The sequence below is a fragment of the Rhizobium sp. BK661 genome, from assembly GCF_024808825.1.
GTDB lineage: Bacteria > Pseudomonadota > Alphaproteobacteria > Rhizobiales > Rhizobiaceae > Rhizobium.
On record NZ_JANTYT010000015.1, the window covers coordinates 61,580 to 74,496 of the forward strand.

The following is a 12,917-nucleotide window of genomic DNA, read 5'->3' on the forward strand; positions in this document are numbered from 1 at the left end:
CTCGGGAGTGATTCGATGGCCTTGATCGATATTCTGACGTCCGTGGTCCTCGCTGCTGCCTCGACCGTTACCGCCTCCATTTCGCCAACTGAATCGGCGCCACCGGCTTTCAGGCCGTTTGGTGTTGCGCAGGATTCGCTGCCATCGGCATTGGGCTGCAAGCCGATCTACGGAGACGGCGCCGATACGACGGGTCAGTATACATGCTCCAGCCTGCCGGGTGGGAGCGACCTCTATGACCAGTACGTGCTCGCCTATGTTCAAGGCATGGGGATATGCAATGTCGTTGCCGTGTCGCGCTATATCAATGACGACCAGCGCGGCACCACTACGCGACAGGTCTACAAGGAGGCCGCGTCACTGCTCGCGTCCGAGTTTGGTCCGGCCGACGAAAAGGTTGATCACGCTGCCAGGTCCAAATACGGCAAGGACGGAATGTTCCGGGACGCCGTGGTGGCGCAGGAACGGCAGGTCTTTGAGCAATGGGATAATCTCAGCGCAAAGTACAAGAATGCACAGTCGGCGAGCGTCACCATATCAGGCAGCGATGAACTTGGCCTGGCGGTTTACAGCATTTTCCGCTTTGCCCATAACGATCAATGCCTCAGCACCCTGCAGGAGCAGACAGGTTTGTCCGGCGACCAGGGTGATTGACCCCGTCACGTCGGGCCGGCCGTCGTTCAGACGGACGGCAAGCCGGGCAGATTCTTTCCTGTGCCCTGTCGACACCCTCAGGACATGAACAGGGCCCGTAGCCGCGCAAACAGGGTCGGCTTTTCCGTGCCGAGGATTCCGCGGACATAGTGGGCCGCCGTTGCAGCGCTGACCGTTGCGCCGAAATGGCAATAGCACAGAACGTTATGCAATTCGCCGTCGGTCAGACCGAAGAAGGTCTTGGCCTCGCCATAGGTATCCCCTTCAAGGCCAGAAGTACGCAGGATCGGATCCTCGAACGCGACCGAAATCGGCGAATTGTCGCTACGCAGGCGCGACAGGATTGACGTGGGCTGATGCTCGGTCTGATAGAGCGTTGCCAGCCGCCGATGCGGGCTTGCCTCAAGGAGCTCAACCCAGCGCGTGAGACGTTCGTTGCGAGACATTAACCGTTGCGGAAACGCCTGGTCGATCCCCGCAATTGCCTGCAGTTGTTCCAATGTTTGATGTTTCATGGTGGGCTCCATCCGGCTGAAAGTTGCGCGGCCCCGTCGAGGCACTCTTCGCCCCTTTTTATGGAGCTAGGGGACAACGAGGTCCAATCAAGATCGCCCCGCAAGGATTTGTTGGTGCAGCTGAAGAGTTGATCGTGCGCAGCCCGGCCGCCGCTGCGATCAGCTGGATGCGGCACGCGGCAAGGGTCGATGCTCTCCCTTCGGAAGATGCACATCGGGCGATCGGGATGTCCGTGCCTGTGTTGGAACTGCCATGCCGCCCACGTCGCTTTTATCGCGAGATCTCTGCCCGCCATAGAGGCGAAAGAGCCTGACGAGTGGCTGTAGGGCGGCCGACCAGAGAGTTTCAAACCTCGGCTTCGCCTGTCTGCTTGCCGGGAACCTCCGGATTCCTCTCCGTCCGGTCACGGTGGAGAGCGGCGCGCGCGAGCAGCATGAAGGTCACCGGCGTCGTCACGGTGACAAAGATTCCGATGAGGATTTCGTGAATGACCAATCGTTCGGAGCCGACCGAAAAGAAGATCATCGAGCCGAGCATGATACCGCCTATCCCCCAGCTCGTGCCGAGTGTCGGCGCATGGATGCGCTCATAGAAGGTCGGCAGTCGCAGAAATCCGATTGCTCCGATCAGCGCAAGGGTCGCACCAAGCAGCAGGAAGACCGCAACCGCTATGGCGACCGGAAGGGGAAGATCTGTCGCTTCATAGATCATTCAATCACCTCCCCGCGCATCAGGAACTTGGCGAGGGCAACGGTTGCAACGAAGCCAAGCATGCCGATGACAAGTGCTGCCTCGAAGTAGACCACGCGGCCGGTGCCGACACCGAAGGTAACCAAGAGAAGCATTGCATTGATGTAGAACGTATCGAGGGCGATGATGCGGTCCTGGGCACGGGGTCCGATGAACATTCTGATCGAGGCAATCGCCATCGCCGCAACCAGCATCAGCTGCGCAATCGAAACCGCGGTAAACACAATGATGGCACTCATGCGAATATCTCCATAAGCATTTTCTCGTACCGGTTCTTGATCGTGTTGCGCCACACCGCTTCGTTCTGGATGTCGAGGACATGCAGGAGAACCGTGTTGTCATTGGAGTCGTATTCAAGCCATGCAGACCCTGGCGTGCTTGTCAGGATGATCGCAAGCAACGCCAGGGCAAAGGGGTTGCGAACTTCCAGTTCGATGCTGAGAAAGCCGGGATCGTGCCGCCGGCCGCGTCGCAGGATGATCCATGAGACCGAAAGATTGGACTCCGCGATATCGACAACAACCCGGAAGAACAGTTTCGGAAGAAGATACCATTTCGCCAGGGCCGGTCGCTCGGTGCGCAACGATGCCATGGCCCAGGAGGCAAAGACGGCAACGAGGATGCCAAGCACGAGCTGACCGAGGCTGAACCCGTTGAGCAGCAACCACATCAGCACCAGAAAAAGGGTGAGAATCGGATACGGAAGCACTATCTGCCCTCCTCATCGCCGTCGGTGGCTGCATCCCGGTAGGCAGGAAGTCTCACCGCATCTCTTACCGCATCGATATAGAGGCCCGGCCTGCTCAGGCTGCGGATGGTGGCATCCATGTACTGCATCGCGGGACCGGCCTGGACCGTGAGCGCAAGCGTGAGTGCAAGCAGGAACAAGACGGGCACGACCTCGATGACCAGCACGCGCGGAACCGTTCCCTCAAGCGAACTCCAGAAGGTGCGAATTCCGGCCCGGGTCATGGAAATCAGCGCTGCGACACCGGAGAGGATCACAAGAACGGCCAGGGCCCAGACCGCCGCTGTCGGCGGCACGCCGATCGCCCCTGCTCCCATCATCGTCGAAAGCATCGCGAATTTAGCGACAAATCCCGACAGCGGAGGCAGGCCGGAAAGCAGCACGGCACATGCGGCAAAGCAGATCCCGAGGATCGTCATGGTGCCGGGCATCGTGACACCTTCGCTTTCCGCGGCTTCGTCGTCCTCGGCATCCCCATAGGCTTCCATGGTCACCGCAAGCACGTTGGCGCCAGCGTCCTGGCCGCGTTCGACAAGCTCTATCAGCATGAAAAAGGCGCTGATCGACAGCGTCGAGCTAACGAGGTAAAGCAGCGCGCCTGAGGAAATCGCACCGTCGTTGATCCCGATGACCATCAGAAGCGTTCCCGACGACACCAGCACGAAAAATCCCGCCAGGCGCCCGAGTGCCTGCGAGGCAAGCACGCCAATGGTCCCGAAGATGAGGGTCGCCATCCCGCCATAAAGCAGCACGACAGTTCCGAAGCGGGCCGACGGCCCTACACTGAACAGCAACATCGTCAGGCGCAGGATGACATAGATGCCGAGCTTGCTCATAATGGCGAAAATTCCGGCAACCGGTGCGGAGGCGGCACTATAGGCGGTGGGCAGCCAGAAGCAGAGCGGCCACATGCCGGCCTTGATCAGGAACACGATCCCGAGAATTCCGGCACCGGCTTCCATCAGCATGCGGCGATCCGGTTCGATCTCGGGAATGCGGGCAGCAAGATCTGCCATGTTTAATGTCCCCGCCGTGCCGTAGATGAGGCTGACACCGATCAGAAAGAGCAGCGCCGCAACCAGGTTGACGGCGATGTAGTGCATCCCCGCCTTGACCCTGAGCGGCCCCGAGCCATGCAGCAGGAGACCATAGGATGCAGCCAGCATGACCTCGAAAAATACAAACAGATTGAAGAGGTCACCTGTGAGGAAGGCACCGTTGACCCCCATCAGCAGGAGTTGGAACATGCTGTGGAAGTGGGCGCCCACCGCATGCCAGCGGGCAAGTGAAAAGACCAGCGCCGAAACCGCCAGAAGCGCGGTCAGGAGCAGCATCAGCGCAGACAGTGCATCCAGCACCAGCACGATGCCAAAGGGGGCCGCCCAATTGCCGACGAGGTAGACCCCTTCGAAGTCGCCTTGCCCGATTTCGGTCCGGAACAAGACAAGGGCAACGAGGATCAGAAAGAGCGTTGAGCCGAGGCTGATCATCGCCTTGGTCGTGCGGCGACGCTCATCGACCAGAAGCAGGATTGCACTTGCGACCAGCGGAAGCAGGATCGGCGCGACGATGAGGTGATGCATCAAGCCGGTCATCGCGGCTCGTTCCTCCCGTCGACATGATCATTTCCGCTCAGACCCCGCGAGGCAAGCAGCACGACGAGAAACAGCGCGGTCGTTGCAAAGCCAATGACAATGGCCGTGAGGACGAGCGCCTGCGGTACCGGGTCGGCAAGGGCGGCTGCCGCAACGTCATCCCCGAGGATGGGCGGGACATTGGCCTTCACACCGCCCACTCCGAAGATGAACAGGTTCACGGCATAGGACAGCAGCGACAGTCCGACGATCACCTGGTAGGTGCGAGGGCGCAGAATGAGCCAGATCCCGCAGCTGGTCATCACGCCGATCGCAATGGACAGGACAAGTTCCATTACCTCGCCTCCGATTTGGCAGCGTCGATGGCGCGCAGGCGGTTGATGCGGATGGACTGGTGGGCGAGTGCGACGAGAATGAGCACCGTCGAGCCAACGACCAGGCTGAAGACGCCGAGGTCGAACAAAAGCGCCGAGGCGGCGGGGATCTTGCCGATCAGCGGCAGGTCGATATACCGCGAATGCGAGGTCAGGAACGGATAGCCGAGAACCCAGGCGCCCGCACCGGTCAGAACAGCCGTCAAAAGCCCTGCGCCCATCCAGCGCAATGGCAGGATGCGAATACGGTCCTCAGCCCAGCGCGTTCCGCCCGCAAGATACTGCAGCAGGAAGGCGATCGAGAGGGTCAGGCCGGCCGAGAAGCCGCCACCTGGAAGATCATGACCACGCATGAAGATGTAGACGGAAAGGGTAATGATGACAGGAAACATCCACTGCATGATGACGGAGGGGATCAAGAGGTAGTCCCGGACAGTATCCCCGGCCGACCGCTCCGGCCGCTCCTCGTCGAACCGGTTCTGGATTTGCTGCTGCTCCGGCATGTCCATACTGTCGGCAGCGGGGCGGAAGCGGCGCAGCAAGGCATAGACCGTGAGCGCCACGACGCCGAGGACGGCAATTTCGCCGAGCGTGTCGAAACCGCGAAAATCGACGAGAATGACATTGACGACGTTGCGACCTCCTCCTTCGGAATAGGCGTTTTCAAGGAAGTAGTTTGCGATCGCGTCGGGGACTGGCATGGTCATGACAGCATAGGCCATGAACGACATTGCGATCCCGCAGACAACGGCGAGAGCGAAATCCCGAAAGCGGCGGAAGCGGGCGCGCAGCGTCATCGCCTCGCCAATTCCCTCCGTGCGCTTCGGCAACCACCGCAGACCAAGGAGAATGAGGACGGTGGTGACGATCTCGACAAGAAGCTGGGTAATCGCAAGATCGGGCGCCGAAAGCCACACGAACGTCGTGCAGACGATCAGACCGACACCGCCGAGCATGATCAACGCCGCCAGCCGATGGTATTTGGCAAGATAGGCCGTACCGATCGCCAGGCAGATGCCAATTGTCCAGAGGATGGCAAACACCGGGTCAACGCCGGAATTCTGAAAGGGGCGGCTTTCGAAACCCCTGAGATAAAGAGGCACGAGACCGGCGGCAAAGCCCATGATCACGACCCAACGGAGCTGGGGCTGCAGCTTGCGCGTCCCGAGACGCTGCTCGGCAATGCGGGCCCAGTGCCATGAGACCTCGACCAGGGCACGCTCGAAAATGCGCTGGCCCTTGAGGCGTCGCAGCAAGGGGGGGCCGTCCTCGCAGCGCGCGAAATAGTCCTTCAGCGTCAGAAAGATCGCCGTCCCGCCGACAAGCGCAATCAGGCTCATGATCAGTGGCAGGTTGACGCCATGCCAGATGGCCAAGCTGTAATCCGGAGTATCGCTGCCAAGCACGCCGATCACCGCAGCCCTGAGAAACGGTCCGATCGACAGCGCCGGAATGATGCCGACAATCAGGCAAAGGACGACCAGCAGTTCGATCGGAAAGCGCATGAAGCGCGGCGGCTCGTGGGGATGCTTGACCGGCAGGTCGACCGGAGGAGGACCAAAGAAGACGCTGTGAATGAAGCGGAGCGAATAGGCGACGCTGAATGCGGATGCGACGGTGGCGACATAGGGCAGGATGCGATCGAGGATCGAGTCCGCATGCGTCTCGACCGCCTCGGCAAAGAACATTTCCTTGGAGAGAAATCCGTTGAGCAGCGGAACGCCGGCCATGGCCGCGCTCGCAACGATGGCAAGGGTCGCGGTATAGGGCATGAAACGAAACAGACCGCTCAGCCTTCGCATGTCACGCGTGCCGGTCTCGTGGTCGATGATGCCGGCTGCCATGAAGAGAGAGGCCTTGAAAGTCGCGTGGTTCAGCATGTGGAAGATCGCAGCGACCGTGGCCAGCGGGCTCGAAAGGCTGAGCAAGGTGGTGATCAGCCCGAGATGGCTAATGGTCGAATAGGCGAGCAGTCCTTTCATGTCCTGCTGGAACATCGCGAAGTAAGCCCCGAGCAGAAGTGTTATCATGCCGGCGGCACCGACGATCCAGAACCACTCAAAGGTCCCCGACAATGCCGGCCAGAAGCGCGCAAGTAAAAAGACCCCTGCCTTAACCATGGTGGCCGAGTGCAGGAACGCGGATACCGGCGTTGGCGCCGCCATGGCGTTCGGTAGCCAGAAGTGGAAGGGGAATTGCGCGCTCTTGGTCAGCGCCCCGAGCAGAACGAAGATGAGCGCTGGCACGTAGAGCGCATGGGCGCGGATGAGGTCACCCGAATCCAGGATTTTGTCGAGGTCGTAGCTTCCAACGATATGCCCAAGAAGAAGCAGGCCGATCAGCAGGCAGAAGCCACCGATACCCGTCACCGTGAGCGCCATGCGGGCACCGTCGCGGGCGGCCGCACTGTTGTGCCAGTAGCTAATCAAGAGGAACGAGAAGATGCTCGTCATTTCCCAGAATACCGACAGCAGGATGACGTTTCCCGAGATGATGATGCCGAGCATTGCGCCCATGAAAGCGAGCAGGAACGAGAAGAATCGCGGAACCGGGTCTGCCTCAGACATGTAGTAGCGTGCGTAGACGACGACGAGCAGCCCGATTGCGGTCACGAGCATGGAAAATATCCATGCGAAACCATCCATGCGCAGCGAGAAGTCGAGACCAAGCTGGGGCAACCAGGCAGCGCTGTACCTGACAACCCCGCCATCCGACACGGCCGGATAGAGGCTGGCGGTTAGAAGAAGTGCGGCAAGTGTCGCCAGCCCCGCAAGGCCGGCCGGAAGGCGGCGGGATGTGGTGTTCAGCAGACATACGGACAGGAGACTTCCTGCGAAGGGCAGGACGAGCAGGATAACGAGTAGATATGGTCCGCCTGTTATCCCAACACCATGATCCTTTTCGTTTCCGCCCGGTCGACCGCGGACAACCCGCTGCAGCGTCTAGCAAAGCAAGTGAAACTGCTATATATGTTAGATAATAACCAATATGGGCAGGTTTGCACAATGGGTCAAGCTATCAATGCCAAGATTTTGACGCCGGCACTCTGTCGCGCGGCGCGCGGGCTCCTAGACTGGACCCAGAGCGAACTCGCTGACCGATCTGGCGTATCAAGGAGCACCGTGCGTGACTACGAAGGCAACCGACATGACGTCCATCGGGCAACGGAGGCGCAACTGCGCCTTGCCTTCGAAAGCGGCGGCGTTTCCTTCGTCAGCCTTGACGATGATACCGTCGCAGTTTGCGCCAGGTAAGGCTTGTGCTGGCAACGGTCTCCGCGAGGCTGCGGGCAGGCCCGTCAGCCTCCTCGGAAAGGAAGCGGGGCTATAGCGCCTCAGACCGAGGCGCAAACGGCGTTGTTGTTTTTGTTGGAGAACTCCGCCTGCGCCTCAAACGCAAGCGGAATGGACTTCACAATCCGGCGGAACCGGCTCCCAAAACCTCACACCGATCCGGAATCACGGCCAGTTCTCGACACCCTCGATTTTTGCCGCAACGCCCGAAGTTCGACTGAGTACATCGCTGGTCACACGGAGGCGATTGTCGTTCTTTCCCAACCCACCCAGATACTGATGCCCGGCCAAAGACAAGACATGATGTGGAGAGCTACTGTTCTTGTGGGCCAATTCGAGGATGCCAGCAATGGCGGTTGCGTAAACCCTATTGGCTTTTGATTCGCTGTCCTTGTGGGTTTCGAGGGCATCTCCGCTTTCATACCATTCGTAAAACTCGGCCAGACCTTTTGTGATCTTTGCAAGCTCTTCGTGGCGTTGCCATGCTTGGAGCCCTTTTCAGGTCAGGGTATTGCGGCCTTGGTAGATTTTCTCGATGTCGTCCGACCGCGATTGATTAAACTATATGATCGGGTCTCTACCCAAATTGGCTTTGATTGGATCGTCATTGCCAAAAGATCCCGTGTCCCCGGGATCGGTTGGAAACCTGCCGCTTCTGGCCGTCATCCACCCATGAGGCCGACGCGAGCACTGGCTTTCAATTTGCCGGGCTGACCTTCCAACCCGCATTGGCAGAATGGCATGCGACACCCTTGATTCGTGATTCGCCCTGCAGGGAGCGCTGCGTTGTCACGAAATTTCTGCATTCTCCATCCAACCCTGGTGCAACGGTGATTTCCTCTATCACGCCAGTGCTCCCGGTCGACGGATTGGCCCAGGCAAGCGGTTCGACGCCGACGGCCGACTCCCCGACTCTCTCGGCAATGATCGAGGTGTCGGCCTGCCTGATTTGCGGCGTGGATTGTGTTGTCAAAGATGTGTCGAGAGGTTCCACGCTCGTGCAGCCCGCAAACGACAGGACAATCAGGCCCAATGGCAGCCAACGCATTCGTATCGAAGTCATCATGCTGCATCCAGTTTTAATCAATCTGATCGTCGCAGCAAGACCTTTCAACCCTATTAAGCAAGCCTGTGCTAAATTGATGTGGGCGTCTCCGTTCCTCCTGCGCATCACCGCGCGGGAAACTTTCGTTTTATGGAGGGCGACGCAGCCGCATTGTCGCAGGAAGGACACCATATGTCGCATATGAGGGTTCGTTAAAATTAAAAGAACCTAATCTCGTCAGCAACGAAATAAAGCGCGCTCGAATCGCGCATGGGACGCAACAATGAAACCCTCTGAATACAAGGCGGCGCTCGCTGTAGTCGGATTGACAGCGGGGACCGTCCAGCAGCTTTTCCAGATTGACTACATCACGTGCCGTCGCTGGGCGAGCGGCGAAGTACCCGTTCCGCGGGCCGTGGAACTCAGCCTGCTGCTCATGGCATCAAGGGGCATGACCTGTTCGCAGGCAATGATTCTCGTCGGACACGACCCGGCCGCAGTAGAACGGGACGCGGCCTAGGCCTGTCTTTTCCTGAGTGCTGGCAATGGCCAGCGGTCAACGCGCGAACCTGCGGGCGGCGCCGACGCAGGCGACCACGGCCGCCGTCACCGCAAACATCGCCCAGGTGACGGTTTCATTGAGCAATGTAGCCGCCAGGATCAGGCCGAAAAACGGCTGCAGCAATTGCAACTGGCCGACGCCGGCGATACCGCCAAGAGCAAGGCCTCGGTACCAGAAAATGAAGCCGATCAGCATGCTGAACAGCGACACATAGGCGAGACCAGCCATCGCTGGCGCCTGGATTCCGGAAAAGCTCGACGGCATCGACAACAGCGAAAGAGCGGCCATGACGGGCAATGACAGGACGAGCGCCCAGGAAATCACCTGCCATCCTCCCAGTCGCCGGGACAGTGTTGCACCTTCGGCGTAGCCAAGGCCGCAAAGCGCGATCGCAGCAAGCATCAGTCCGTCGCCGACCGGTGCTGCGGTCAGTCCTTGCAGAATGGCGAAGGTACAGACAAGCGCGCTTCCCGTGACCGCAAACAGCCAGAATTGAGGTTTGGGGCGCTCGCCGCCACGGATGACGCCAAAGGCGGCCGTCGCAAGTGGCAGCAGGCCGACGAACACGATGGAATGCGCTGATGTGATGTGCTGCAATGCAAGCGCGGTCAGAAGCGGGAAGCCGACGACAACCCCTGCCGCCACAATCAGCAGTGATGGGATGTCACGCCTTTCAGGACGTTTCTCGGAAAAGCAGATCAGCAGCAAAAGTGCGAGGACGCCGGCGATCGCTGCCCGTGTTGCGGTCAGGAATATCGGATCGAATTGCGCCACCGCCAGCCGCGTGGCAGGCAGCGATCCGCTGAAGATCACGACACCGATAAAGCCGCTGAGCCATCCGGATGTTGAACGTTCCATGGAAATACCTCGTCTCAGGGCCGCCTTGATCGCGCCAAACCGCTGACAATACCAGCGACAGTCTGATACAGTTTGACAAAACTGTTATGCTAGAGGCAGCCATACAGATGGAAGAAGCCGGCCAACACACCCTCACCCGCGTCGAGACCGTCATGGCAACCATCCGCCATAGGATAGCCGGGCGAAGCCTGACAGCCGGGGCAAGACTGCCCTCGGTCAGGGCGATGGCGGCAATATCTGGCGTTTCCACATCGACAGTTGTCGACGCCTATGAGCGCCTGGTCGGGGAAGGCGTCATTGTCTCCAGGCCCGGGTCCGGGTTCTTTGTTGCCCCACAGGCCGCGCCATTCTCGCTGTCGGCTGCCGGTCCCAAACTCGATCGCGCCGTCGACCCGTTCTGGGTATCGCGACAATCACTGGAGGCAAGAGAGAGCGACCCGAAACCAGGCTGCGGCTGGCTGCCCTCGTCCTGGCTTCCCAATCAAGCGATCCGCAAGGGTTTGCGCGCGCTGTCGCGCAGCGACGACACGGCTCTTTCCGACTATGGCTCCCCTCTTGGCCTGGAGCCGCTGCGACAGCTCATTGCAAGGCGCATGGCGGACCGCGGAATGGAAGCATCGCCCGACCAGATCATGCTGACGGAGTCCGGAACCCAGGCGATCGATCTTCTGTGCCGGTTCTTTCTCGAGCCCGGCGATACCGTGCTCGTCGACGACCCATGCTATTTCAACTTCCAGGCGCTGTTGCGGGCCCATCGTGCAACCATGGTCAGCGTCCCCTATACGTCGTCGGGGCCTGACATCGATCTTTTCGCGCAGGTCTTGGCTGAGCATCGCCCCCGCCTCTACATCACCAACTCGGCGATTCATAATCCGACCGGCGCCACGCTTTCACCTGTTGTCGCCCACAGGGTCCTGAAGCTTGCCGACCAGTTCGACCTGACCATTATCGAGGACGATATCTTCGCGGATTTCGAGCACACCGTTGCGCCCCGGCTCGCCGCATTCGACGGCCTTGACCGGGTGGTCCATATCGGCAGTTTCTCAAAGACCCTTTCGGCCTCGGCTCGGTGCGGATTCATCGCGGCAAGGAAGGAGTGGATCGAGAGCGTCATCGACCTCAAGATCGCAACCTCGTTCGGCGGCGGACGGCTTTCTGCCGAGCTCGTCTACAAGGTGCTGAGCGACGGCAGCTACCGCAAGCACGTCGAAGCCCTGCGCACACGCCTCTCGAAGTCGACGCTCGACGTCAGCAGACGGCTGAAGCCGCTCGGCATCCTTCCCTTTGTCGAACCCCAGGCAGGAATGTTTCTCTGGTGTCGACTTCCGGGGAATGTCGACGCTGCAAAGGTCGCTCGCGCCGCGCTGGACAGAAGTGTGGTTCTGGCGCCGGGAAACGCCTTCAGCCTCTCCCAGTCTGCGACGCAATACATGCGCTTCAATGTCTCCCAGTCTCTTGACGACAGGGTCTACGAGGTTCTGCGCGAGGCGTTGAACCATTGTCCGTGAAGCAATCCAGTCATCTGGGCGTTCAGCGATCGAACATGTCTTGCCATTGCCGCTCGCCGATCATGCAATCCGTCTTCGCCTGGTCGGCAATCCTGTGTGAGAAGGGAAGAGGAACAAAGCCACTCACCTCGAGGACAAGTTTTCGTCGCACTGCGGTCGCGAAGTCCTCGATCTTGTAGACCGGCAGGACGAAGGAACCTGGCCCGCCGATCACACAGTCCGCGTAATATTTGTCGAGGCCGCCTGGCGCGCCGGAGGGACGCAGCATCAGTGCAAGCCCGTTGATGACGATTCCGGCCTCGACGGCCTTGTCGCGGGTTGGCTCAACGCGATTGCCGGAATTGTTTGTGCCATCACCCGAGACGTCGACCACCTGCCTCCGACCGTTATAAGGGCTCGAAACGATCATGGCCGCGCCCTGCGCTATGGCTGTCGAGATCGATGTCCGGCGCTGCGTCGTGATCGGCCGCTCTTCTAGCCTTGCAGCAAAGTCGATGGCGTCCTGTTCCGTGGCAATCAGTTGCCAGTCGATGACCGAATCCGGAACCACATAGCCCGCCCATTCGAAATAGCTGATCGCGATGCGGCCGTTGAGCCCGCCGGTCACTGCCTCGATGAACTCGCGGTGTTTCAGCGCCTCGACGTAGCCCTCACGCTGGATGCGAACCTCTTCCTGGTCCATGGACCGGGACGTGTCGACCGCGAGCACGAGCTTGACGTCGACCTCGCCTCCTGCCGGCAGTGCGGCGGCCGGCGTCGGACCTGACAAACTCATGAGCACTGCAAGTGTTGCAAGCATCAGGCCTCCGTTCGATCGTCCCGCTGCGAGAAATGTAGCACATTGTCGCCGTCGCCCTGCCGCTCGAAAGTCAACTTTCGGTGAAGCTCACCGGTCAGCGACCAAGTTTCGGGCCGACGGCCCTGCCCACTTGATTTGGGATCTGAGCCACCTCATCTGATCATCGTTGTTCAACCTGTCGAACCGACAGCCCCTCGCTTTCCGCAGCCGCTGCC

Annotated in this window: 14 protein-coding genes; 4 read left to right on the forward strand and 10 right to left on the reverse strand. The window is 59.9% G+C overall.

The window, feature by feature from the left end; translation table 11 throughout:
• Positions 1 to 15 precede the first annotated feature (15 nt).
• Positions 16 to 654, forward strand: coding sequence for a hypothetical protein (locus FHX16_RS23740; RefSeq protein ID WP_183756448.1), 639 nt, complete (start codon positions 16 to 18; stop codon positions 652 to 654).
• Between the two features lie 77 nt (positions 655 to 731).
• On the opposite strand, the gene FHX16_RS23745 is transcribed toward FHX16_RS23740, so the two are convergent.
• The 7 genes from FHX16_RS23745 to FHX16_RS23775 all read right to left on the reverse strand — a co-directional run bounded on the left by FHX16_RS23745 (position 732) and on the right by FHX16_RS23775 (position 7,519).
• Positions 732 to 1,169, reverse strand: coding sequence for a hypothetical protein (locus tag FHX16_RS23745; RefSeq protein WP_183756449.1), 438 nt, complete (start codon positions 1,167 to 1,169; stop codon positions 732 to 734).
• 346 nt (positions 1,170 to 1,515) lie between these two features.
• Positions 1,516 to 1,881, reverse strand: coding sequence for a monovalent cation/H(+) antiporter subunit G (gene mnhG, locus FHX16_RS23750; protein ID WP_183756450.1), 366 nt, complete (start codon positions 1,879 to 1,881; stop codon positions 1,516 to 1,518).
• On the reverse strand, positions 1,878 to 2,159 hold the full coding sequence (locus FHX16_RS23755) for a K+/H+ antiporter subunit F (protein WP_183756451.1): 282 nt from the start codon (positions 2,157 to 2,159) through the stop codon (positions 1,878 to 1,880). The genes mnhG and FHX16_RS23755 overlap by 4 nt, the downstream gene beginning before the upstream one ends.
• Positions 2,156 to 2,629, reverse strand: coding sequence for a Na+/H+ antiporter subunit E (locus FHX16_RS23760; protein WP_183756452.1), 474 nt, complete (start codon positions 2,627 to 2,629; stop codon positions 2,156 to 2,158). Before FHX16_RS23760 ends, FHX16_RS23755 begins: the two co-directional genes overlap by 4 nt.
• Positions 2,629 to 4,263 carry a monovalent cation/H+ antiporter subunit D gene (locus FHX16_RS23765; RefSeq protein WP_259130684.1) on the reverse strand — a complete coding sequence of 545 codons (1,635 nt, stop codon included), beginning with the start codon at positions 4,261 to 4,263 and terminating at the stop codon, positions 2,629 to 2,631. The genes FHX16_RS23760 and FHX16_RS23765 overlap by 1 nt, the downstream gene beginning before the upstream one ends.
• Positions 4,260 to 4,598, reverse strand: coding sequence for a Na+/H+ antiporter subunit C (locus tag FHX16_RS23770; protein WP_183756454.1), 339 nt, complete (start codon positions 4,596 to 4,598; stop codon positions 4,260 to 4,262). The genes FHX16_RS23765 and FHX16_RS23770 overlap by 4 nt, the downstream gene beginning before the upstream one ends.
• Complete coding sequence (locus FHX16_RS23775) at positions 4,598 to 7,519, reverse strand: monovalent cation/H+ antiporter subunit A (protein ID WP_259130738.1); 2,922 nt, start codon at positions 7,517 to 7,519, stop codon at positions 4,598 to 4,600. The genes FHX16_RS23770 and FHX16_RS23775 overlap by 1 nt, the downstream gene beginning before the upstream one ends.
• Positions 7,520 to 7,597: 78 nt before the next feature.
• Between FHX16_RS23775 and FHX16_RS23780 the strand changes: the two genes are divergently transcribed.
• A complete protein-coding gene (locus tag FHX16_RS23780) occupies positions 7,598 to 7,891 on the forward strand; it encodes a helix-turn-helix transcriptional regulator (RefSeq protein WP_183756566.1) in 294 nt (97 codons plus the stop codon).
• 736 nt (positions 7,892 to 8,627) lie between these two features.
• On the opposite strand, the gene FHX16_RS23785 is transcribed toward FHX16_RS23780, so the two are convergent.
• Positions 8,628 to 9,176, reverse strand: a complete 549-nt coding sequence (locus tag FHX16_RS23785; protein WP_259130686.1) for an RT0821/Lpp0805 family surface protein — start codon at positions 9,174 to 9,176, stop codon at positions 8,628 to 8,630.
• 82 nt (positions 9,177 to 9,258) lie between these two features.
• On the opposite strand from FHX16_RS23785, the gene FHX16_RS23790 reads away from it, so the two are divergent.
• Positions 9,259 to 9,495, forward strand: a complete 237-nt coding sequence (locus FHX16_RS23790; RefSeq protein ID WP_183756455.1) for a hypothetical protein — start codon at positions 9,259 to 9,261, stop codon at positions 9,493 to 9,495.
• Positions 9,496 to 9,531: 36 nt separating this feature from the next.
• On the opposite strand, the gene FHX16_RS23795 is transcribed toward FHX16_RS23790, so the two are convergent.
• Positions 9,532 to 10,395, reverse strand: a complete 864-nt coding sequence (locus FHX16_RS23795) for a DMT family transporter (protein WP_183756456.1) — start codon at positions 10,393 to 10,395, stop codon at positions 9,532 to 9,534.
• An 86-nt stretch (positions 10,396 to 10,481) separates the two neighbouring features.
• On the opposite strand from FHX16_RS23795, the gene FHX16_RS23800 reads away from it, so the two are divergent.
• Positions 10,482 to 11,903, forward strand: coding sequence for a PLP-dependent aminotransferase family protein (locus FHX16_RS23800; protein ID WP_183756457.1), 1,422 nt, complete (start codon positions 10,482 to 10,484; stop codon positions 11,901 to 11,903).
• Positions 11,904 to 11,925: 22 nt separating this feature from the next.
• Here FHX16_RS23800 and FHX16_RS23805 read toward each other — a convergent pair whose 3' ends face one another.
• Positions 11,926 to 12,702 carry a DUF1194 domain-containing protein gene (locus tag FHX16_RS23805; protein ID WP_183756458.1) on the reverse strand — a complete coding sequence of 259 codons (777 nt, stop codon included), beginning with the start codon at positions 12,700 to 12,702 and terminating at the stop codon, positions 11,926 to 11,928.
• Between the last annotated feature and the right edge of the window lie 215 nt (positions 12,703 to 12,917).

Bases quoted from the DNA above. Each gene is read 5' to 3' on its own strand.
- FHX16_RS23740 (WP_183756448.1), top strand. From the start codon at position 16: ATGGCCTTGATCGATATTCTGACGTCCGTGGTCCTCGCTGCTGCCTCG.
- FHX16_RS23745 (WP_183756449.1), bottom strand. From the start codon at position 1,169: ATGAAACATCAAACATTGGAACAACTGCAGGCAATTGCGGGGATCGAC.
- mnhG (WP_183756450.1), bottom strand. From the start codon at position 1,881: ATGATCTATGAAGCGACAGATCTTCCCCTTCCGGTCGCCATAGCGGTT.
- FHX16_RS23755 (WP_183756451.1), bottom strand. From the start codon at position 2,159: ATGAGTGCCATCATTGTGTTTACCGCGGTTTCGATTGCGCAGCTGATG.
- FHX16_RS23765 (WP_259130684.1), bottom strand. From the start codon at position 4,263: ATGACCGGCTTGATGCATCACCTCATCGTCGCGCCGATCCTGCTTCCG.
- FHX16_RS23770 (WP_183756454.1), bottom strand. From the start codon at position 4,598: ATGGAACTTGTCCTGTCCATTGCGATCGGCGTGATGACCAGCTGCGGG.
- FHX16_RS23785 (WP_259130686.1), bottom strand. From the start codon at position 9,176: ATGCGACATATGGTGTCCTTCCTGCGACAATGCGGCTGCGTCGCCCTC.
- FHX16_RS23790 (WP_183756455.1), top strand. From the start codon at position 9,259: ATGAAACCCTCTGAATACAAGGCGGCGCTCGCTGTAGTCGGATTGACA.
- FHX16_RS23795 (WP_183756456.1), bottom strand. From the start codon at position 10,395: ATGGAACGTTCAACATCCGGATGGCTCAGCGGCTTTATCGGTGTCGTG.
- FHX16_RS23800 (WP_183756457.1), top strand. From the start codon at position 10,482: ATGCTAGAGGCAGCCATACAGATGGAAGAAGCCGGCCAACACACCCTC.
- FHX16_RS23805 (WP_183756458.1), bottom strand. From the start codon at position 12,702: ATGCTTGCAACACTTGCAGTGCTCATGAGTTTGTCAGGTCCGACGCCG.